At 61.9% G+C, this 18921-nt stretch carries 16 protein-coding genes; 9 read left to right on the top strand and 7 right to left on the bottom strand.

The window, feature by feature from the left end; genetic code table 11:
* Window positions 1–71: 71 nt before the first annotated feature.
* On the bottom strand, window positions 72–1670 hold the full coding sequence (gene nusA, locus OHL11_RS09260) for a transcription termination factor NusA (RefSeq protein WP_263371203.1): 1599 nt from the start codon (window positions 1668–1670) through the stop codon (window positions 72–74).
* Between the two features lie 90 nt (window positions 1671–1760).
* Window positions 1761–2348 (bottom strand): ribosome maturation factor RimP, encoded by a 588-nt coding sequence (locus tag OHL11_RS09255; protein WP_263371202.1) that lies wholly within the window; start codon window positions 2346–2348, stop codon window positions 1761–1763.
* A gap of 247 nt (window positions 2349–2595) precedes the next feature.
* On the opposite strand from OHL11_RS09255, the gene OHL11_RS09250 reads away from it, so the two are divergent.
* Together OHL11_RS09250 and OHL11_RS09245 are read left to right on the top strand one after the other, a co-directional pair.
* Window positions 2596–2814 (top strand): hypothetical protein, encoded by a 219-nt coding sequence (locus OHL11_RS09250; RefSeq protein ID WP_263371201.1) that lies wholly within the window; start codon window positions 2596–2598, stop codon window positions 2812–2814.
* A gap of 2 nt (window positions 2815–2816) precedes the next feature.
* On the top strand, window positions 2817–3233 hold the full coding sequence (locus OHL11_RS09245; RefSeq protein ID WP_263371200.1) for a putative toxin-antitoxin system toxin component, PIN family: 417 nt from the start codon (window positions 2817–2819) through the stop codon (window positions 3231–3233).
* Window positions 3234–3286: 53 nt separating this feature from the next.
* Here OHL11_RS09245 and OHL11_RS09240 read toward each other — a convergent pair whose 3' ends face one another.
* Complete coding sequence (locus OHL11_RS09240) at window positions 3287–5746, bottom strand: alpha/beta hydrolase family protein (protein WP_263371199.1); 2460 nt, start codon at window positions 5744–5746, stop codon at window positions 3287–3289.
* A 368-nt stretch (window positions 5747–6114) separates the two neighbouring features.
* On the opposite strand from OHL11_RS09240, the gene guaB reads away from it, so the two are divergent.
* Window positions 6115–7635 (top strand): IMP dehydrogenase, encoded by a 1521-nt coding sequence (guaB, locus tag OHL11_RS09235; RefSeq protein ID WP_263371198.1) that lies wholly within the window; start codon window positions 6115–6117, stop codon window positions 7633–7635.
* A gap of 411 nt (window positions 7636–8046) precedes the next feature.
* On the opposite strand, the gene ispD is transcribed toward guaB, so the two are convergent.
* Genes ispD through OHL11_RS09220 form a run of 3 tightly spaced genes read right to left on the bottom strand, consistent with a single transcriptional unit; the run spans window position 8047 to window position 9778 of the window.
* On the bottom strand, window positions 8047–8748 hold the full coding sequence (ispD, locus tag OHL11_RS09230; protein WP_263371197.1) for a 2-C-methyl-D-erythritol 4-phosphate cytidylyltransferase: 702 nt from the start codon (window positions 8746–8748) through the stop codon (window positions 8047–8049).
* Window positions 8749–8801: 53 nt separating this feature from the next.
* Window positions 8802–9260 carry a GNAT family N-acetyltransferase gene (locus OHL11_RS09225; protein WP_263371196.1) on the bottom strand — a complete coding sequence of 153 codons (459 nt, stop codon included), beginning with the start codon at window positions 9258–9260 and terminating at the stop codon, window positions 8802–8804.
* A gap of 44 nt (window positions 9261–9304) precedes the next feature.
* A complete protein-coding gene (locus tag OHL11_RS09220) occupies window positions 9305–9778 on the bottom strand; it encodes a hypothetical protein (protein WP_263371195.1) in 474 nt (157 codons plus the stop codon).
* 71 nt (window positions 9779–9849) lie between these two features.
* On the opposite strand from OHL11_RS09220, the gene tilS reads away from it, so the two are divergent.
* The 6 genes from tilS to holA all read left to right on the top strand — a co-directional run bounded on the left by tilS (window position 9850) and on the right by holA (window position 17788).
* Window positions 9850–10893, top strand: coding sequence for a tRNA lysidine(34) synthetase TilS (gene tilS, locus OHL11_RS09215; protein ID WP_263371194.1), 1044 nt, complete (start codon window positions 9850–9852; stop codon window positions 10891–10893).
* A 246-nt stretch (window positions 10894–11139) separates the two neighbouring features.
* Window positions 11140–13059: an ATP-dependent zinc metalloprotease FtsH gene (gene ftsH / locus OHL11_RS09210; RefSeq protein WP_263371193.1), complete on the top strand. Its 1920-nt coding sequence runs from the start codon at window positions 11140–11142 to the stop codon at window positions 13057–13059.
* A gap of 111 nt (window positions 13060–13170) precedes the next feature.
* Complete coding sequence (locus OHL11_RS09205) at window positions 13171–14376, top strand: immunoglobulin domain-containing family protein (protein ID WP_263371192.1); 1206 nt, start codon at window positions 13171–13173, stop codon at window positions 14374–14376.
* 27 nt (window positions 14377–14403) lie between these two features.
* Entirely contained in the window at window positions 14404–16095 is a 1692-nt protein-coding gene (locus OHL11_RS09200; RefSeq protein WP_263371191.1) for a M1 family metallopeptidase, read from the top strand.
* A 2-nt stretch (window positions 16096–16097) separates the two neighbouring features.
* Entirely contained in the window at window positions 16098–16643 is a 546-nt protein-coding gene (lptE, locus tag OHL11_RS09195) for an LPS assembly lipoprotein LptE (protein ID WP_263371190.1), read from the top strand.
* 11 nt (window positions 16644–16654) lie between these two features.
* Window positions 16655–17788 (top strand): DNA polymerase III subunit delta, encoded by a 1134-nt coding sequence (gene holA / locus OHL11_RS09190; RefSeq protein ID WP_263371189.1) that lies wholly within the window; start codon window positions 16655–16657, stop codon window positions 17786–17788.
* A gap of 24 nt (window positions 17789–17812) precedes the next feature.
* On the opposite strand, the gene OHL11_RS09185 is transcribed toward holA, so the two are convergent.
* A complete protein-coding gene (locus OHL11_RS09185; protein WP_263371188.1) occupies window positions 17813–18880 on the bottom strand; it encodes a vWA domain-containing protein in 1068 nt (355 codons plus the stop codon).
* Window positions 18881–18921: the final 41 nt, after the last annotated feature.

Genomic DNA, 18921 nt, shown 5'->3' with positions numbered 1-18921 from the left:
TTGCAAATTTGTTAGTGCCTGTTTTATCGGGCAGCGAAGATTGCGTCTTCGCTGCCCGATTTTGTGGAACTTTACTCATCGATTCCTTCGCTCGAATTCTCCTGAGCGTCGTCGACAAGCTGATCTATGGTGTCGTTATTCAGTTCAATTTCGGCTTCGCGAGCATCCGCGTCGTCATTGGCATCGAGGCGCGAAGCCTGATCCTCTGCGTCGGCGATCTCTTCGGTTGAAACCGTGTCTACTTCTTCTACCGAACCGTTTTCAGCGCCTTCAGCGGCCAGGATCTCTTCAGGGGTCTGTGACATAGATGTCTCCTCGACCTCGTTGGATGCAACTGCGGCAACCGGAGTCGCCGGACGCTCTTCCGCGGCGACTTCAGGCCTCGCTTCGCCTTCTTCGTAGTGTCCGAAGTAGTGGCGCACGGCGGTTGCGATCTTGGTCACCGACTTCTCGCCAATGCCCGGAACCTCGCCGAGCTCTTCCTCGGTCATGTCGGCCACGGCTTCCACGGTCGTGATGCCAGCGGCGATCAGCTTTTCCATGATGGCGTGGTCGAGTTCGGTCACCTGCTCGATCGGCGTCGACGGACCGCCGCTCATCGCCTGCATCTGCTGTTCGACTTCCTGGCGCTTCTCTTCCTCGCTCTTGATGTCGATCTTCCAGCCCAGGAGCTTCGCCGCGAGGCGGACGTTCTGGCCCTTCTTGCCGATGGCGAGCGAAAGCTGCGTGTCGTCCACGATGACTTCAAGCTGCTTTTCCGCCAGATCGGTGATCGAAACGCGCGATGCCTTGGCCGGCTGCAAAGCCTTCTCGGCAAAGGTCGTGATCTCGTCCGAGTACTCGATGATGTCGATCTTTTCGCCGCGGAGTTCGCGGATGATCGACTGCACGCGCATGCCCTTCATGCCGACGCAGGCGCCGACGGGGTCGACGTCCTTATCGCGGCTCTGTACGGCGATCTTGGTGCGCTCGCCGGCTTCGCGGGCGATCGCCTTCACGGCCACGGTGCCGTCGTAGATTTCCGGCACTTCGGACTGGAAGAGGCTCTGCACCAGCGCAGGAGCGGCGCGGCTCACGATGACCTGCGGGCCCTTGGCGGCGCGGTCCACGCGAAGCAGTACGACGCGAACGCGCTCGCCGACGGCGAACTGCTCAAGGCGGCTCTGCTCACGCTTCGGCATACGGGCTTCCGCCTTGCCGAGGTCGAAGATCACGTCCATCGGCTCGAGGCGCTTGACGGTCGCATTGATGATTTCGCCGGACTTGTCGCCATATTCGAGGAATACGGTGTCGCGCTCTGCTTCGCGCACCTTCTGGAAGATGACCTGCTTGGCCATCTGCGCGGCGATGCGGCCGAGCGGGGAGGTGTCCTTATAGAAGCGCAGTTCGCCGCCGACTTCGACCTCGGGCGCGATTTCGCGCGCGGCGTCGAGCGTCAACTGGTTCTCGGGTTCTTCTACCTGCTCTTCGCCTTCGACGACGGTCTTGTAGACATAGGCGCGGATTTCGCCGGTCTCGCGGTCGAACTCACCGCGCATGTTCTCGGTGGTCTTGTAGAACTTGCGCGTCGCCAACGCGATGGCGTCTTCCACGGCCCCGACCACGATCTCCGGGTCGATGCCTTTTTCGCGCGAAAGCAATTCGATGGACTGATAAAGAGGGCTTGCCATTTTCGAGGGTTCAGGGCTCAGGGGCCAGGGGTGAGGGAACGCGATGTACTCGCTGGACCCTGGGCCCTGGAACCTGGACCCTTGCCTTTCTTAGATTTCGGCGACGAGGTGCGCCTTTTCCACGTTGTGCAGAGCGATGGATACCGTCTGCGAGGTGCTGGATTTCTTGGCCTTCCCCTTCTGCTTTACGGCAGAAAGGTCCAGCGTAAGGTCGGTGCCGTCGAAGGCGGTGAGTCGGCCGGTGAAGTGGCGGTTAGCCTCGACAGGAGTAAAGGTTTGCAGCTTCACGATCTGGCCGTTGAAGCGGGTCCAGTCGGCGGGCTTGAGCAGCTTGCGCTCAAGACCCGGGGAGCTGACTTCGAGGGTGTACTCGGTCGTGCCGGGGATGAGCTCCTCGACATCGAGCACGGTGCCGAAGTCCTGCGCGAAGGCCGCGCAATCCTCATGCGTGGTGCCGGAGAGAACTTCGAGCGGCACGCCCTTGGGCAATAGTTCGGCCTGTTCGGGATCCTCGGCCTGCGCGCGCAGAGCTGCGCGACCGGCCTCGTCCTTTTCGACGAAAACACGCAGAGTGCGATGCTTGCCACCGCCCGCGAACTCAACTTCGACGACCTCCAGGCCGTGCGAAGTCGCGACTCGTTCTGCGGTGGCGCGAATTGATTCCAGCGAAATTGCCATAACGTCAGACTCGACTTTTGATGCGGTTATGGGCCGGGGCGTGATGCGCTGAGGCCAGTTCAGGGCAAATAAAAAAGTGGGCTTTCGCCCACTCCACTTCCGCCGACTGCCGGTGCGCTCACGGTCAGGGCAGAAAGGAATCATCTGCTGTATTTAGTGTAGGCCGGTTTGTGGGGGAAGGCAAGATCGATTGCGACAGCTCGGAGTATCATTTCCTTGTTTCCTTACTTTCCTCCGGAGGCAACGGATGCTCGCGAAGAAGACGATCAAGAACCAGATCACGCTCCCCAAAGCTGTTATCGCGCGCTTCGGCAAGGTCGAGTACTTCGAGGTGAGCACGGATGGCGAGTCCATCGTGCTGAAGCCGATGCGCCCCAGCCGTCTGGATGAGGTGAAGGCAAAGCTCGAGCAGCTTGGCATCACGGAGTCCGATGTCGCTGACGCCGTGATGTGGGCGCGCGAGTAAACATGCCGCGCCGCGTCGTCTTCGACACCACAACCGTCGTGTCTGCGCTGCTGTTTCGCGGGGGCCGACTCGCTTGGTTGCTGGCGCATTGGGAGTCAGGCGATTGCGTGCCGCTTGTTGCAACGGCTACGGCGGCGGAGCTCACGCGAGTGCTGGCGTATCCCAAGTTCAGGCTGTCGGCAGAGGATCAACGCGAGTTGTTGGCGCAGTATCTGCCGTTTTGCGAGGTAGTGGCAGAGGTCAGCTCTTGTCCCATCCACTGCCGTGATGTGAAGGATCAGCCATTCCTCGATCTCGCGCACACGGCGCATGCGGAACTGCTCGTGAGCGGCGACAGCGACCTGTTAGCCCTCGCGGGGCAAACGGCGTTTGTCATTGAAACGCCAGAGTCTTATCGCAGCCGGGTCGAAATGCTCTAGAAGCAAAACGGCGCAGAGCGTGAACTCTGCGCCGTTCGCGGTTGTTGCGTTGCCTACTTCGCTGCCGCGACCGGCTCCTTCGGCTTCACATACGTGTCGAGCCAGCGCTCCATCTCCCAGAGCATGTGGTCGACGCTTTCCTTGGCGCCGTAGTGGTGCGGCTCCAGCGGAAGGAAGACGAGGCGCACCGTGGCGCCCTGGCCCTTCAGCGCGGCGTAGAAGCGCTCGCTCTGGATGGGGAAGGTGCCGGTGTTGTCGTCGGCCTCGCCGTGGATGAGCAGGATCGGTGTCTTGATCTTGTCCGCGAAGGAGAACGGCGACATATTGAAGTACACCTGCGGGGCCTGCCAGTAGGTGCGGTCTTCGTTCTGGAAGCCGTAGGGGGTGAGCGTGCGGTTGTAGGCTCCCGAGCGGGCGATGCCGGCGCGGAAGAGGTTCGAGTGCGCGAGCAGGTTCGCTGTCATGAACGCGCCGTAGCTGTGACCCATGACGCCGACGCGCGTCGGGTCCACCACGCCGAGCGAGCTGGAGTAGTCGATCGCAGCCTTCGCGCTGGCGACGAGTTGCTCGACATAAGTGTCGTTCGGCAGCGCGTCGCCTTCGCCGATGATGGGAATGGAGGTGTTCTGCAGCACGGCATAGCCGGTCTGAGTGAAGAACACCGGCGTGCCCCAGCCGAAGGTGACGAAGCGATTGGTCGAGCCGGAGACCTGCGAGGCTGCGGCGCGCGTCTTGAACTCGGCCGGATAGGCCTCAAGCAGCGTAGGCAGCGCGCCCTGGGATTTGTCGTAGCCCGCCGGTGTCCACAGTACGGCGGAGAGGTCGACGCCGTCGGCGCGCTTGTAGTGCAGCAACTGGCGCGTCGGCATGGCGATGCCCGCGTAGGGCGAGGGGAAGTGCGTGACGGCGATGGGGGCGACGCGGCCCTTCATCGTCTGCACGAAGTAGTTCGGCGGCTCGGTCTGCGATTCGCGGCGGACGAGCACGCGGTCGTCGCCGAGCAGGGCAATGGGCTCGGTGAAGTATGGATCGGCAGCGCGGCTCAGGATCGTCGGCTTGCCGCCATCGACCGGCAGAGTGGCGACGAAGGGGTAGTCGCCCTTGGGGCTGGCGCCGGGTGAGAAGAAGTAGATCGCCGAAGCGTCCGGCGTCAGCGCGAGCACGCGCTTGCCAGCGGCGTTCGGCACCGTCACCGGCATGCCGGGCGAGTGGTAGCGGTCCTGCGAGGAGCCTTCCCAAAGCGTTTTGGTCTTCGCTGTGCCGTTGGTGGAGGGATCGAACGAGAGCATCGCGGCTTTGCGGTCGGCCCAGCGCGAAACGGCGATGAGCGCGAGGTGATCGTTGCCCCAGACGATGCGGCGTGCGGGGCGCATGGGCAGCTCAAGCAGCACGGTGGGCTGGGCCACGAAGGGCGCGTCGAGCTTCATGATGCGGTCGCGAATCTCGACCTTGGTGCGAGGGTCGCCACCGTCGGCGGCCTCGTCCCAGACGAGCGTTGCGGGGGCGTCAGAGCGCCACTCGTAGCTGCGCGGGCCGGTCGGCACGGCATCGCGGACGATGGGCAGGTTGTCGATCACAGGGCGGTCGTTGAGGTGGATCGTCTTGCCGGTCTTCAGCTCCACAAGCTCGGTGAGCATAGGGAAACGTTCGTACGGCACGGTGTAGCTGAACGGGCGATGCACGATGCTGACGAGCGCGTACTTGCCGTCCGGCGAGACCTCGACGTTGTCCAGCACGGCGGACTTGAGGATCGTCTTCGGCGCGCCGCTGAGCGGGATTTCGGTAAGCTGCGCGGTAGCGTAGTACTCGAACTGGTCCTCGTCATCCGGCGTGGCGAGCATGTCTTCGTAGGTCGGCGCAGGCGTGGCCTTGCCGAGGTTTTCGCTGACGTGCGGGCCGGTGGGGACCTCACTCGGCTTGGGCGCGGCGGGGCGCGCGGTCGGCACGGTCTTGCAGAGCAGACCGGTGCTCGCGGGCATCCATTCACACGGCGAGCCGTTCAATACAGAGTTCAGCTTGAGCGTTGCGGCGAGCGGATGCGCGGTCGCGGAGGCGACGTCGACGATGTAGAGCTTCAAGCCGGGCGCGGTCTTCGCGGTCTTTTCAAAACGCTGCACGATGGCAATGTGCTTGGAGTCCGGGGACCAGAGCACGTCGGTGACCTTCAGCGGCGTGGGCAGGCCGGCGATCTTGCGCGCGGGGCCGCCGTCGAGCGGCTGGAAGCTGAGCGCGGTACGGTAGCTATCGACCGAGGGGCTGTAGGTCGTCGGGTTGAAGCGCAGACCGGCCAGGCGCATGCGCGGCTCGGCGACCTCGGCGATGGTTGGGTAGCCGTCCGGCAGGCCGATGAGCAGCAGCTTGCGGTCCGGCGAGAGCGACGCGGTCGGGATCGGCTGTGCGCCGACGAGCTTTTCGATGGCTTCGGGCGGCTTCTGGTACTTGATGGCCGTTTGCGCGACGGCGGCGGAGGCAGCGATGGCTGCAGCCGCGAGTGCAAGATGCTTGGGCTTCATGCAGAGGGTCCTCGGAAAAATGGTGGTGCAGGAGAAGACGATTGATGCGTGCGGAAAGTTTAGCGGAGAGTGCTCGTCTATCGCGAATCCGAGATCGAAGGTTCTCGCTCTTAAGAATCACCTGACGGGGCACGAAAACCGTGGCGAACCTTCGCGCCCTTTGCGTCGAGTCTCGTCTTCCGGCCGAGTTCGTGACGCTCAGAGAAGCCTCGACGCAAAGAGCGCTACGGTCGCAGAGACACGCCACGGGGGCAGTGCCATGCGTGAAGATTCGATCAATCCGGCGAGTTCCGTACCGCGTTCTGCACCGGGATTTGGCAACCTTATTTGCTTCGCCTCGCAAACAGGCTTAAGATCAACTTTCAATCATGATCGAATTCCCGGTAGTGGAAGCTCTCACGTTTGACGATGTACTCCTTGTTCCTGCGTATTCGGATGTTGTGCCGACGCAAGTAAGTACAGCCGCCCGCCTCAGCAAGAACATCACCCTGACCACACCCCTTATGTCCGCCGCTATGGACACGGTCACGGAGTCGCGCATGGCGATTGCCATCGCGCAGCAAGGCGGCATGGGCGTGGTGCACCGCAACCTCACCATCGAGCAGCAGGCCGTGGAGATCGACAAGGTGAAGCGCTCGGAGTCGGGCATGATCGTTGACCCGATCACGATCGAGCCCGAGCAGCAGATCTCGGCTGCGCTTGAGATGATGCGCCGTTACAAGATCTCCGGCGTGCCGGTGACGAAGAGCGGCAAGCTCGTCGGCATCCTCACCAACCGCGATCTTCGCTTCGTCTCGCGCACGGACATTCCGATCTCCGAGGTGATGACCAAGGAGAACCTGATCACCGTTCCGGTGGGCACGACGCTTGAGCAGGCGGAAGAGATTCTGCATCAGCACCGCGTCGAGAAACTGCTGGTGGTCAACGACTCGTATGAGCTCAAGGGCCTCATCACGGTCAAGGACATTCAGAAGAAGTTGAAGTACCCGAACGCGTCGAAGGACGCGCAGGGTCGCTTGTTGGTGGCGGGTGCGATTGGCGCGACCGGCGACTTCCTCGAGCGCGCTGCAGCGCTGGTGGAGATGCGCGCGGATGCGCTGGCGATCGACTCGGCGCACGGCCACTCATCGCGCGTGCTCGAAGCGGTGAGCGAGGTGAAGAAGCGCTTCCCGGAGATCACGCTGCTTGCGGGCAACGTGGCCACCTACGACGGCACGATGGCGCTGATTGACGCGGGTGCGGATGCGATCAAGGTCGGCATCGGCCCAGGTTCGATCTGCACAACGCGCATGGTGACCGGTGCAGGTATGCCGCAGATCACCGCGATTTCAGAGGCGTACAAGGCGGCTTCGAAGCACAACGTGGCGGTCATCGCGGACGGCGGTATCAAGTATTCGGGCGACATCACCAAGGCCATCGGCGCGGGCGCGAGCATCGTGATGATGGGCTCGCTGTTTGCGGGTGTGGACGAGTCACCAGGCGAAACGATTTTGTACCAGGGCCGCTCGTTCAAGGCGTATCGCGGCATGGGTTCGCTGAGCGCGATGGCGCAGGGCTCGGGCGAGCGCTACTTCCAGGGCAAGGAAGATATGAACACCGGCGAGCGTGTCTCGCTGACCTCGAAGGAAGGCACGCCGGGCGGCAACCGCCTCGCGAAGTTCGTGCCGGAAGGCATTGAAGGCCGCGTGCCGCACCGCGGACCGCTGGAGTCGATGGTGTACCAGCTTGTCGGCGGTCTCCGCTCGGGCATGGGCTACCTCGGTTGCGCGACGATCGAAGAGCTGCAGAAGAATGCGCGCTTCATCCGCATCTCCGGCGCTGGTCTGCGTGAGTCGCATGTGCATGACGTCGTCATCACGCGCGAGGCGCCGAATTATCACGTCGAGTAACGTAGTTGTACGTTGTAAGTTCTACGTTGTAAGTGCAGAGGCAGGCCGTTTCGGTCTGCCTCTTTTCTTTGTGGTTCGCCTATCGCGAGTTGTCATCCTGAACGTAAGTGAAGGATCTGCTTGTCGATGGCAGTTGCGAGGACGATCGTGGGATGAGTATGCCGTGGCGTGATCATGGCGTCCTTCGCGCTCTTTGCGTCAGGGCTTTCTCCGTGCAGTGGAGGAGATCTCAAGCGAAGAGCTTCGACGCAAAGAGCGCGAAGGACGCGAAGGGACGCTACGGCTGCCGTGCCTCACTTGCGGGCGTACCGAAACAAGCGACAAGCAGATCCCTCGCGATGCTCAGGATGACAGTGCAAAAAGGAAGCCGACCCTGACGAGTCGGCTAATCCCTTTGCCTAAACCCTCGCTTTACCCCGCGAGATAAAACTCAGCCACCTCAAGATCGCCCGGCTGCGTGACTTTGAAATTGCGAGAGGAGCCCGGCACGACCATCACCGATACGCCAGCGCGCTCGAGCAGCGATGACTCGTCCGTGCCTTGGAATTCATCGCGTGCGGCTTCGTCGAACGCCTTGCGCATGAGCGGCACACGCGCGCCCTGCGGCGTTTGCGCATGGACGATAATTTCGCGCGGAATGGTCGCGGTGATGAGCGCGCCGTCGGCTGTCTTCTCCACCTGCTTGATCGTGTCGATCGCGGGCATGCCGACGATCGCCGCGCCGTGCTTTTCGATCGCTTCGATCGTCTTGGTGACCGTAGCAGCATCGATCAGCGGACGCACCGCATCATGCACGAGCACGATGTCGTCGTCCGAGCTCGAGGGCAGCGCGGCGAGCGCGTTGGCGACCGAATCCTGACGCGTGTCCCCGCCGGTGACGACGTGGACGCGGTCGGTGAGGCCGTGCTCGGTGAGCAGTTCGTTCATGCGTGGCTTCTCACTCTCGCGCACGGCGAGGTAGACGCCCGAGACGCGCGGCACGGCGAGAAATGCCTTCACGGAGTGCACGAGGATCGGCAGACCCTTGATGGTGAGGAACTGCTTCGGCGCATTGCCTGCGGAGGCCATGCGGGTGCCGATACCGGCGGCGGGGAGAATGACGAAAACGCTCATGGGAGAGCCAGTGTAGCGCAGGGTACAGGGTTTAGGGAGTAGGGAACAGGGTTCTACTGTTTCCGCAGCATCATCTCGACTGAGTGCTTGAAGCCGAATTTCTCGTAGATGGGCTGGCCGAATCGCGACGCATGCAAGGTGATAACGCTTGCACCGAGTTCGTGCGCGGCATCGACGGCGGCTTGCAGGATTTGCTTCGCAAGTCCGCGCCCACGCGCTTCAGGAGCGGTATAGAAGTTCAGCAGATAGGCGCGGAACGGCTCATCGTGCATCCAGTGCGGCGGGAAGGGCATGAGATAGACGCCGCCGCCGGAGAGCACGCGGCTGTCTTCCTCGAGGAACAGCCCAACGTAGGTGCCATCGGCCAACGCTGCGCGCACCCACGGCTCGAAGGCGTGGTCCATCTCGTTGAGGCGCTCTTCGGTCGTGAAGTCATTGTCCGCGAACATGAGGTGGCGGTGCTGGGTGATGAGGGAGGCATCGTCTACGGTCGCGCGGCGGAGAGTCGGCATCGCTTTATGATATCGGCGCGACGCTCGTTGATCGGCAGCAGAACTCAGCCTTCTGGCTGGAGCAAAGACTTCTGCGCTGGTTTGAATTCGCCCATGACTCTGGCCGGGAAGGCATGCACCCCAAACTGAAAGTTTCTGCAACTCGTGTACTTGGCGTTCATTCCCTTCCAGCCATCAGGGAGCCTATCCACGCGCAGAGCAATAGCATCGTAGAGCGTGAAGGTGACGCCGTAGATCGAACCGATGCTTGCAACCGCGCCTGCGTGCGCGCGGACGGGTAGGTGGACGTTGGAAATTGAGCGATCTCCGTTGCCCCAGGCAAAAAGATAGAAGTACGGGAAGTCACCTCGTAGATCAATAGGAGCCTCGTCTTCGAGAGTGCGGTGGATTTTTGGCTCGGCGCTACCGATTAAACACTTTTGGCAATGTTCACTCGGATCGAAGTCGCGAACGTAGCGTCCCCATATCGCTCCGAAAGGATAATTCGCCGTCTTGAGTCCACTGACTACGAGTCGCACACTTTTCTCCTGGCATGGAGGCTACCACTCATTGGCGTTCAGAACGCGTGCAAGGCGATACCCTGATAGCGATGGCTAAGGGAACGATCATGCTGCCGCTGGATGCGGCGTTGTTGCGTAAGGGCGAGCGGGTTTGCTGTGCGGTGTCGGGTGGGGCGGACTCTACGGCAATGCTGCTGGCGATGGTGGAGGCAAACGCACGCAAGGAGTCGCTGGGCATCGAGCTGAGCGCGGCGCATGTGCATCATGGGTTGCGCGGCGCGGAGGCCGATGCGGATGAGGCGTTTGTGCGCGAGCTTTGTCAGCGGCTCGGTGTGCCGCTGACTCTGGTGCATGTCGATACGCCTGCGCGTATGGCGGACGAGGGTGAGGGCCTCGAAGAGGCGGCGCGGAATCTGCGCTATGAAGCGCTGCGTGGTTTGCCCGTGGATGCGATCGCGACGGCGCATCATCTTGATGATCAGGCCGAGACCGTGCTGATGAAGCTGCTGCGCGGCGCGTGGACTGAGGGGCTGGCGGGCATCGCGCCTGAAGTGCAGGCCGATGGCCCGAGGACGATCCGCCCGCTGCTGCGCGTACGCAAGGCGGAGATCTTGGAGTTCCTCGAAGCGCGTGGGCAGGCTTGGCGGGAGGACTCCACGAACCGCGATCTATCGCTGACGCGCAACCGCGTGCGGCATGACTTGCTACCGGTGCTGCGGCAGTTCAACCCGCAGATCGACGCGCTGCTGGCGGGCATGGCCGACGTGGCGCGCGACGAGGAAGCGTACTGGCAGGATCAGCTTCCTCCGCTGCTGCGGCAGATGGTGCTGCCAGGCAAACCGGTGCGCGGCGGCGGCCGGGCCAGCTCGACCGCAGTGGGTTCGGCGAGCTGTGCGCTGGAGATTGAGCGGCTGAAGGCACTGCCCGCGGCGATGCGTCGCCGGGTGCTGCGCGCGGCGGTGCGCGGGCTCGGCCATCGGCTGACGGCGGAGGAGACGGCGAAGATCCTCGCGCTGGCGGGATTTGGCGGCTATCCCGGCGTGCTCGGCAAAATCGGCTCCAGGCTGGAGTTGCGTGAGGGGTTGCGGGTGGAGCGCTCCGCGCGAGAGTTGCAGATCAGCCGTCAGGGTTAGCGAGACAATATTTCGGCAGCAGCAGCGTCTTCAGAGAGGGAAGCAGACGGAAAACGAACGGGGGAGGCGCTTTATCCCCCGCAAGCGGCATCAAATTCCGGGATTTTGCCGACGCGACAGGCGTAGAATGATGGGACTTGCACCTCCGCACCGTTCGTCGTCAGTCGGCGTCTAACTAGAGTGCGGAGCCAGCGAGACCCGCGCCGGAAGGGCAGCGGTTTCGCGAGCAGGGAAATGAGGAACGGGTTGAATTCAACAGTCAAACATCTGCTGATCTGGGTACTTACGGTCACTTGCCTTCTGGTGGTGTGGCAGTTCGTTTCCAAGAACATTAGCGCGGGACGCAGCCAGGCCATCAGCCTGACGACTCTGCAGGCCGACGCAGACGCCAACAAGATCGCGGAAGTTACCGTGAACGGCACCGAGGTCAACGGCAAGTACAAGGACAACAAGGGCGCCTTCACGACGACCATTCCTGCCAACTACCCTGACCTTTATAAGGACCTGCAGCAGCACGGCGTCAACGTCACGATCAAGGACCAGAGCGGCAACCTGTGGGTGGGCGTTCTACTGAACATCGCGCCGATCGCTGTGATCCTCGCGCTGTTCCTCTTTATGATGCGCCAGATGCAGTCGGGCGGAAACAAGGCGATGAGCTTTGGCAAGAACCGCGCTCGTCTGCTCTCGATGCAGCAGAAGAAGGTGACGTTCAAGGACGTTGCCGGCGTGAGCGAAGCCAAGGAAGAGCTGAAGGAAATCATCGAATTCCTGCGTGAAGCGCAGAAGTTCCAGCGCCTCGGCGGACGCATTCCCAAGGGCGTGCTGATGGTCGGACCTCCGGGCACGGGCAAGACCTTGCTGGCACGCGCTGTTGCTGGCGAAGCGAATGTTCCGTTCTTCTCGATCTCCGGTTCTGACTTCGTCGAAATGTTCGTCGGCGTCGGCGCAAGCCGCGTGCGCGACTTGTTCGAGCAGGGCAAGAAGAACGCTCCGTGCATCATCTTCATCGACGAAATCGATGCAGTCGGTCGTCACCGTGGCGCTGGCCTCGGCGGTGGACACGACGAGCGCGAGCAGACGCTGAACCAGCTCCTGGTGGAGATGGATGGCTTTGAGTCGAACGATGGCGTCATCCTGATTGCCGCAACCAACCGTCCCGACGTGCTCGACCCTGCGCTGCTGCGCCCGGGCCGTTTCGATCGCCGCGTGATCGTTGATCGTCCGGACATCCGTGGCCGCGAAGAAGTGCTGCGCGTGCATGCGAAGAAGGTTCCGCTGTCGGAAGATGTCGACCTGCCGATTCTTGCTCGCGGCACACCGGGCTTCTCGGGTGCTGATCTGGCGAATATGGTGAACGAGGCCGCGTTGACGGCAGCTCGCTTCAACCGCAAGAGCGTCCACATGTATGACTTTGAGGTCGCCAAGGACAAGGTGCTGATGGGTGCGGAGCGCAAGAGCATGATCCGCAGCGCTGACGAACTGAAGACCACGGCGTACCACGAAGCTGGCCATACGCTTGTCGGCGCGCTGCGCGATCATTCGCATCCGCTGCACAAGGTGACGATCATTCCGCGTGGCATGGCGCTCGGCGTTACCGTGCACCTGCCTGAGGACGACCAGCATCAGGTGACGCGCGATCAGCTGGAGACGCGCCTTGCCATGATGATGGGCGGCCGCATCGCTGAGGAGATCTTCCTCAACCAAATGACGACCGGCGCGAGCAGCGATATCGAGCGCGCCACGTCTCTGGCACGTGCGATGGTTTGCGAGTGGGGCATGAGCGCACTCGGCCCGATGTCGTTCGGCAAGAAGGGCGAGCAGGAAGTGTTCCTGGGCCGCGATATCGGCCAGTCGCGCGACTTCTCGGACGAGACGGCACGCCAGATCGATGCCGAGGTGAAGCGGTTTGTGGATGAAGCGTACAAGAGCGCTTACGACATCCTGAACTCGAACCACGACATCATGCACCGCATGTCGAACGCCCTGCTGGACCGCGAGACGTTGGACGCGCACGAGATCGAGTTGATCATCGCTGGCAAGGAACTGCCGCCGGTGAAGTCGGCTCTGGCCTCTGCAGGCGGCGACAACGATACGCAGGAAGTGCTGAAGCCAGGTGGCGGCGGACGCACGCCGGGCTTCGGTGAGAGTGCACACAATCCTGCATAAACGCAGGCCGGAAGCATAGGAAGCAAAGGCGATCTTCGGATCGCCTTTCTTCTTTTTGTGGCAACGCGGTTGTGGCATAGTTGGTCTACGACGGTTCCCTCAGGAGGAACGATGTTGACGCGCCCAAGAGCTTGCTGGCGGCTTTTCTATCTGCTTGCGGTACCGCTTGTCCTCGCTGGCTGTGGGGGAAGCGCATCCTCTGGCGCGTCCGACCCGGCGTTGCAGCTGGTGATCACGAAGCAGCCAGCGGATGTCAGCGTTCCGATGGGGCTGCCCGCCACCTTTACGGTCGTTGCCGGAGGTCAGTCTCCCTTTCAATATCAGTGGATGAAGGCTGGAGTCGCTATAGCTGGCGCAACGTCGAGCAGCTACTCCACCCCTGTTACGGCTTATGCAGATGATGGTGGCAGCTTCTCAGTGCAGGTAAGCGGAGGGAACACCAGCCTCACAAGTAACGTTGCTCACCTCCACGTCACGGCACGAGCGCCTGCTGCGGGTGATCTTCGGTTTGGCTCGGTGGGGTCGGCGGAGACTGTGAATGGGTATTCCGTGGCTGCAGGTGGCGTCCCACTTCCGATTGGCTGTCCTGTGCCTGGAGGAGGCGCCATCGCTTACAGCTACGGTGGCTTCGGCACGCCCCTTCAAATCGGCAATAACGCATGCACGTGGGCGTATCAACTGATGGGGCTTTCGAGCACGGTGCGCACTGTGTACAGCGTGGCTGCACTCGCACAACTTGACGCGACTCTTTCGGATCCCTTTGGTGCCACGCTGCCCGCAGCGACGGATTCTCACGCGATCGTGTCGTCGGTTCAGGTCCCGTCGACCTACAGCTCTTTTGCCGCTTACAGCTATCGCTATGATTCGCAGGGGGCACCGTATACACGATCGGAGCAGACAGTCAGCCTGTCAGCGTTTCCCATGGCGGCAGCGCAAGAGGCACTGAATGGCCGCGTGATCACAGCGTTCTATCTCGTGGGTTCTAACGTGACCTACTTCGCGTATGCGTGGGCGGGAGACGCAACCGGCCAGTACGAAACCGACGTGATTACAGCGACGCTTGGCACCGTCTCGGACGCGGTGAAAGGACTGGCTGCGAAGGGCTACATTATCACTGCCAGCACAACCGGTCAGGCTGCTGACGGAAGCGGCGTTTGGCTCGTCGGAACGCGCTTCAAGAACGATACAACTCCACGGCCTGTTCTCGTGCAGGACGGTGGGGTCGATACCTTAGAGGCCGGCGGCTATGCTGTGGTGGTGTACGCGCAGGATTTCAACGGCGGAGCCTCAGGCGTGCATTTTATTGGTGAAAGATAGGCGTGCGAATGAACGACAATGGAGGAGATGAATCGTTCACTCGTCTCCGCATCCTTGTGCGTTGCGCTCGCGTTGCCGCTCGCCGCGCAGACCGGTTCCAGTACGAACACGACACCGGGTTCGGCACAGGCAGCGCAGCGTGCGCGCAAGCTCGACACGCTGGCGCCGCCGACGAAGGATGACACGCTGCGTGGACCGTACGGCGAGTTTCGCGCGAACAACGATCTGCTGAGCTACAGGCTCGATCTGCGCGTGGATCCCACGGACAAGTTCATCAAGGGTACGAACACGGTGCGCTTCCGTATGTTGAAGGACGCGACGCGCGTGCAGCTTGAACTAACGCCGCAACTCGCGATCGACAGCGCGACGATGGACGGCAAGCCGCTGAAGGTGACGCGCGACGAGCGTGAGGTGTGGATCGACTCGCCGACGACGCTGCAGGGCGGTAAGGTCTACAGCATTGCCCTCGCGTGGAGCGGGCACCCGGTGACGCAGGGGCGCTTCGGCTGCTTCTCCTTCGACAAAGACAAGGCGGGCAAGCCGTGGATCACGACCGCTTGCGAAGAAGAGGGTGCAAGCACCTGGTGGCCCAACAAGGACCAGTGGCGCGATGAGCCGCAGGAAGGCATGGAGATCAACGTCGCGGTGCCGAACGGGCTGATGGATGTGTCCAATGGCCACTTCGTGGGCTCGAAGGACCTCGGCGATGGCTACACCGAGTGGCGTTGGAAGGTAAGCTACGGCATCAACAACTACGATGTTGCGCTGAACATTGGCGAGTATGTGCACTGGTCGATGCCGAAGCACGGCAACACCGCACTCGACTTCTACGTGCTGCCCGAGAACCTCGAGAAGAGTAAGGTGCAGTTCGCGCAGGTACCCGAGATGCTCGATGCGTATGAGCATTACTTTGGCGAGTATCCGTTTGCGAAGGACGGCTACAAGCTCGTCGATGTGCCGTATGCGGGTATGGAGCACCAGAGCGCGGTGGCATACGGCAACCACTATGCGAACGGCTACTACGAGCGCGATTGGACGGGCGTCGGCATCTCGCCGAAGTTCGACTTCATCATCATCCACGAGAGCGGACACGAGTGGTTCGGCAACGCGATCACGGCCGCCGACAAGTGCGACATGTGGATCCATGAAGGATGGACAACGTACCTCGAGTTGCTCTACGTGGAGTATCGCTGGGGCGAGGCTGACATGCTGAAGTATGCGGGCGGCCTGAAGCCGAAGGTGCATAACGAGCGGCCGATCATTCCGCCGTGCGGCGTGAACGCGGAGCCTCCGCAGGACCAGTACTTCAAAGGCGCATTGATGATCAACACGCTGCGCTCGATGGTGGGCGATGACGCGAAGTGGTTCGCCGACATTCACGACTTCTATCAGCAGTTCAAATATCAGCAGATCACGACGGACGATGTAGTGGCGTGGTGGTCGAAGCGCACGGGCATGGAGTTGAAGCCGTTCTTCGCGGAGTACCTGCGCCACGCGGCTGCGCCTGCGTTGGAGTTGAAGTTTGCTGACGGCAAGGTGAGCTATCGCTATAAGGCAGAAGAAGCGAAGTTCGCTATGCCGATCAAGGTGGGCGATGCCGCGCATTGGAACGTGATCACGCCGGTGGCGGGTGAGTGGAAGTCCATGCCTTGGACGAAGAGCAAGGACGCGTTTGGCGTAGATACGGACGAGTACTACGTGAACGTGGTGAAGGAGTAAGCGTGGCGAAGAAGAGTCTTCTTGCAGCGGTTGGAGCGGCGCTGCTGATGATCACCGGATGCGGCTATCACCAGGTAGGCGCGGCGACGCGTTTGCCTGCGGGCGTGCAGACGATCGCGGTGCCGGTGTTTCGCACGAAGGTGCAGTCTTATCGCACGGAGAGCGTGTTTACTGAGGCTGTTGTGCGCGAGCTGAACACACGCACACGTTATCGCGTGTTGACCTCGAGCGGTGATGGCACCTTCGACGGTGCAGAGGGCGACGCAGTGCTGCGTGGGACGATTGAGCAGGAGACCGTGGCCCCACTGACGTATGACCCGAACAGCGGACAGACGTCGAGTTATCTTGTGACGATCGTGGCGAGTGTGGAGGTGAAAGGGCGCGATGGTCATGTGCTCTATCGCAACAACGCGTTCGGTTGGCACGAGCAGTATCAATCGACGCAGGATCTTTCGAGCTTCGTGCAGGAAGACTCGGCGGCGGTGCGACGCATTGGACATGATTTTGCGCAGGCGCTCGTAAGCGACTTGCTCGAGAGCTTCAAGTAAGGGTTGTGACGATGGAGATTACAAAGGGCCTCAAGAGTTTTGCGGCGGTAGACCGCTTCCTGGCAGAGGTGGCTGGCGATGCGCGCCGCGCGGGTTATGTGTTGCTCGGCGATGAGGCGTATCTGCAGCAGCGCGCGCGCCGCGGCTTGCTGGACGCGTTGCTGCCACGCGAGCAGCGCGAGTTCTCGCTGCATGACATCGATCTTTCCAGCGAGATGACGATCTTCGATGCGCTGGATCTGGCACAGACGCCGTCGCTGATGGCTCCGTTTCAGGTGCTGTTCATTCGCAACTTGAAGTCACTTTACGGGCGTGGGCAGAAGAAGGAAGAGTTCAAGGCGTTGGACGAATACTTCCGCAGGCCGAACCCCGGCGCTCTCCTTGTGTTTGTGGCGGACCATATTTCGTTGCCGCAGGATCTGCGCCGCATGGACATGACCGAGAAGGAGCGCGCGGAGAAGATCCGCGAGACGCTCGGCGACGGTTGTGGCGTGATCGAGTTGCAGCGCGTGAGCGCTGAAGATGCAACGACCTGGGTGCAGCGCGCGTCGCAGGCGAAGGGTGTGGAGTTCAGCGCAGACGCTGCGCATGAGCTTGTCGATTCGCTGGGCGCAGACATGCTCGCGATCGAGAGCGAGGTGGAGAAGCTGACGCTGTTTGCCGGCGCGCAGGGCAAGCAGAAGCTGGACGTGCCGGACATTGAGGAGATGGTGTCGGCGGCCAAGCAGCGCGGCGTATACGAACTCACCGATGCGATCAGCCAGAAGGATGCTCCGCGCGCTCTGGCGTTGCTGCATGGCCTGTTGAATGCTTCGGAAGGCGGTGATGATGCGGCCATCGGGCACGTGTTCACGCTCGCGAAGACGTACCGGCAGATGCTGGTGTTGAATGAGAATCGCGTGACGGACCAGCGTGCGATGTGGCAGGTGCTGTGGCCGGGCTTCCGTGTCGCTCCGTTCGCTGCCGACCAGTTGATCGCACAGGCGAGGCGTTATCGTGACCGCGCGGAGTTGCGTCGCGGCCTGCGCTGGATTGCGAAGGCGGACATCGAGTTGCGTTCGAGCCCCCCTGACAAGCGCCTTGTGCTTGAACGCTTGATCCTACGTCTGGTAGGGCGTGAGCGAGCGATCGCTGTCGAAGCGTAGCAACGAGCATCCTGCGCGATGGGCTTAGCGCAGAGGTTTGCGCTTACCGTAGATCGCGGGAGAGTCTGCGCTGGGTACGGCGTTCGGGTCTTCGAGTTGCTCTTTAGTGACGAGCGGCGCCGTGGCGCCGGTGATGCGAACCGTATAGCCGCCACGTGTCGCGATCTCGATGTGGTGCACGCCGGCGACGTCGCGATGTGGCCGGGGATAGCTGACGATGTAGCGTGCGCGGAGCAGGCGGAAGATCTCGCTGATGTCGGCGCCGAGGACGTCCGGTTCGCTCGCCATGACGAACCCGCCCGTGCCGGCAGCAAGCTGATCGAGCTCATCGTTCATCCCGTCGGTAGCGTAGGCATGCGGCGCGTTCAGGGTCTGCAGCGAGAACGGCAGCCCACGGTTGTTCATCCAGAAGTGAACGCGATCGCGAACGCCGACGACGGCGATTCCGCTGGTGGCTAAGAAGTCCCGCACGGTGGATGCATCGGATTTGCTCCGGCCATCGTCGCCCTGAGAGACGACAAGCAGAACGCGACGACCCGGCTGGTGTTGAAGCCAGGAGGCGATTGTCAGCTCTGCGTCGCGGAGAGGCAAGCGAGCGTGGCAGTCGCGTTTGCCGTTCGCGGGGTGAAACCCTTCGCGGTGTCGAAGCTGGCCGATCAGGCTATTGATCTGCGCTGCGGTGGGGTTGCTGAACGACGGTTGTGTCTCAAAGACGGAGCAGTCGACCGCGAAGATGCGCAGGCTGTCCTGAGGCTTCAGCAGCGTGGGAGCAAGTGCTGCGAACTGCTCGATGAAGGCGTTGAGGAAGGGAGTTTGCGAGTTGGCATCTTCCAGCAGCACCGCAAGTTCCATCGGATCGTCACCCTCCACTCGCAGGTCGGTGGGATGAAACGACTTGCCGGAGTCGAGCGAGAGATCGATGTCTTCCCGCCGCAGATGTTCCAGCGGCTGCGCGTCCTTATCGAGGATCAACGCAGCGAACTGGATGCGGTCGGTGTAGACGTGCAGTGTGTAGCCGGGATCCTCGGCCTGCGCAAAGGCTGGCGCAGAGGTGGCCAGCAGGAAAAACAGTTTGCAGAGGGCGCGCTTCACGCGATTAGTATCGCAAATGAAAGCGGTTCTGAGGAGAACGA

Source organism: Granulicella cerasi, assembly GCF_025685575.1.
In the GTDB taxonomy this organism is placed as follows: domain Bacteria; phylum Acidobacteriota; class Terriglobia; order Terriglobales; family Acidobacteriaceae; genus Granulicella; species Granulicella cerasi.
Note: the sequence above shows the minus strand (reverse complement) of the source record. Positions and strands in the feature narration are given on the sequence as shown.

Coding starts and splice junctions, on each gene's coding strand:
- OHL11_RS09205 (WP_263371192.1), top strand. CDS start 13,171: ATGTTGACGCGCCCAAGAGCTTGCTGGCGGCTTTTCTATCTGCTTGCG.
- OHL11_RS09255 (WP_263371202.1), bottom strand. CDS start 2,348: ATGGCAATTTCGCTGGAATCAATTCGCGCCACCGCAGAACGAGTCGCG.
- OHL11_RS09225 (WP_263371196.1), bottom strand. CDS start 9,260: ATGCCGACTCTCCGCCGCGCGACCGTAGACGATGCCTCCCTCATCACC.
- OHL11_RS09200 (WP_263371191.1), top strand. CDS start 14,404: ATGAATCGTTCACTCGTCTCCGCATCCTTGTGCGTTGCGCTCGCGTTG.
- OHL11_RS09250 (WP_263371201.1), top strand. CDS start 2,596: ATGCTCGCGAAGAAGACGATCAAGAACCAGATCACGCTCCCCAAAGCT.
- holA (WP_263371189.1), top strand. CDS start 16,655: ATGGAGATTACAAAGGGCCTCAAGAGTTTTGCGGCGGTAGACCGCTTC.
- ispD (WP_263371197.1), bottom strand. CDS start 8,748: ATGAGCGTTTTCGTCATTCTCCCCGCCGCCGGTATCGGCACCCGCATG.
- OHL11_RS09240 (WP_263371199.1), bottom strand. CDS start 5,746: ATGAAGCCCAAGCATCTTGCACTCGCGGCTGCAGCCATCGCTGCCTCC.
- nusA (WP_263371203.1), bottom strand. CDS start 1,670: ATGGCAAGCCCTCTTTATCAGTCCATCGAATTGCTTTCGCGCGAAAAA.
- OHL11_RS09245 (WP_263371200.1), top strand. CDS start 2,817: ATGCCGCGCCGCGTCGTCTTCGACACCACAACCGTCGTGTCTGCGCTG.
- tilS (WP_263371194.1), top strand. CDS start 9,850: ATGGCTAAGGGAACGATCATGCTGCCGCTGGATGCGGCGTTGTTGCGT.
- guaB (WP_263371198.1), top strand. CDS start 6,115: ATGATCGAATTCCCGGTAGTGGAAGCTCTCACGTTTGACGATGTACTC.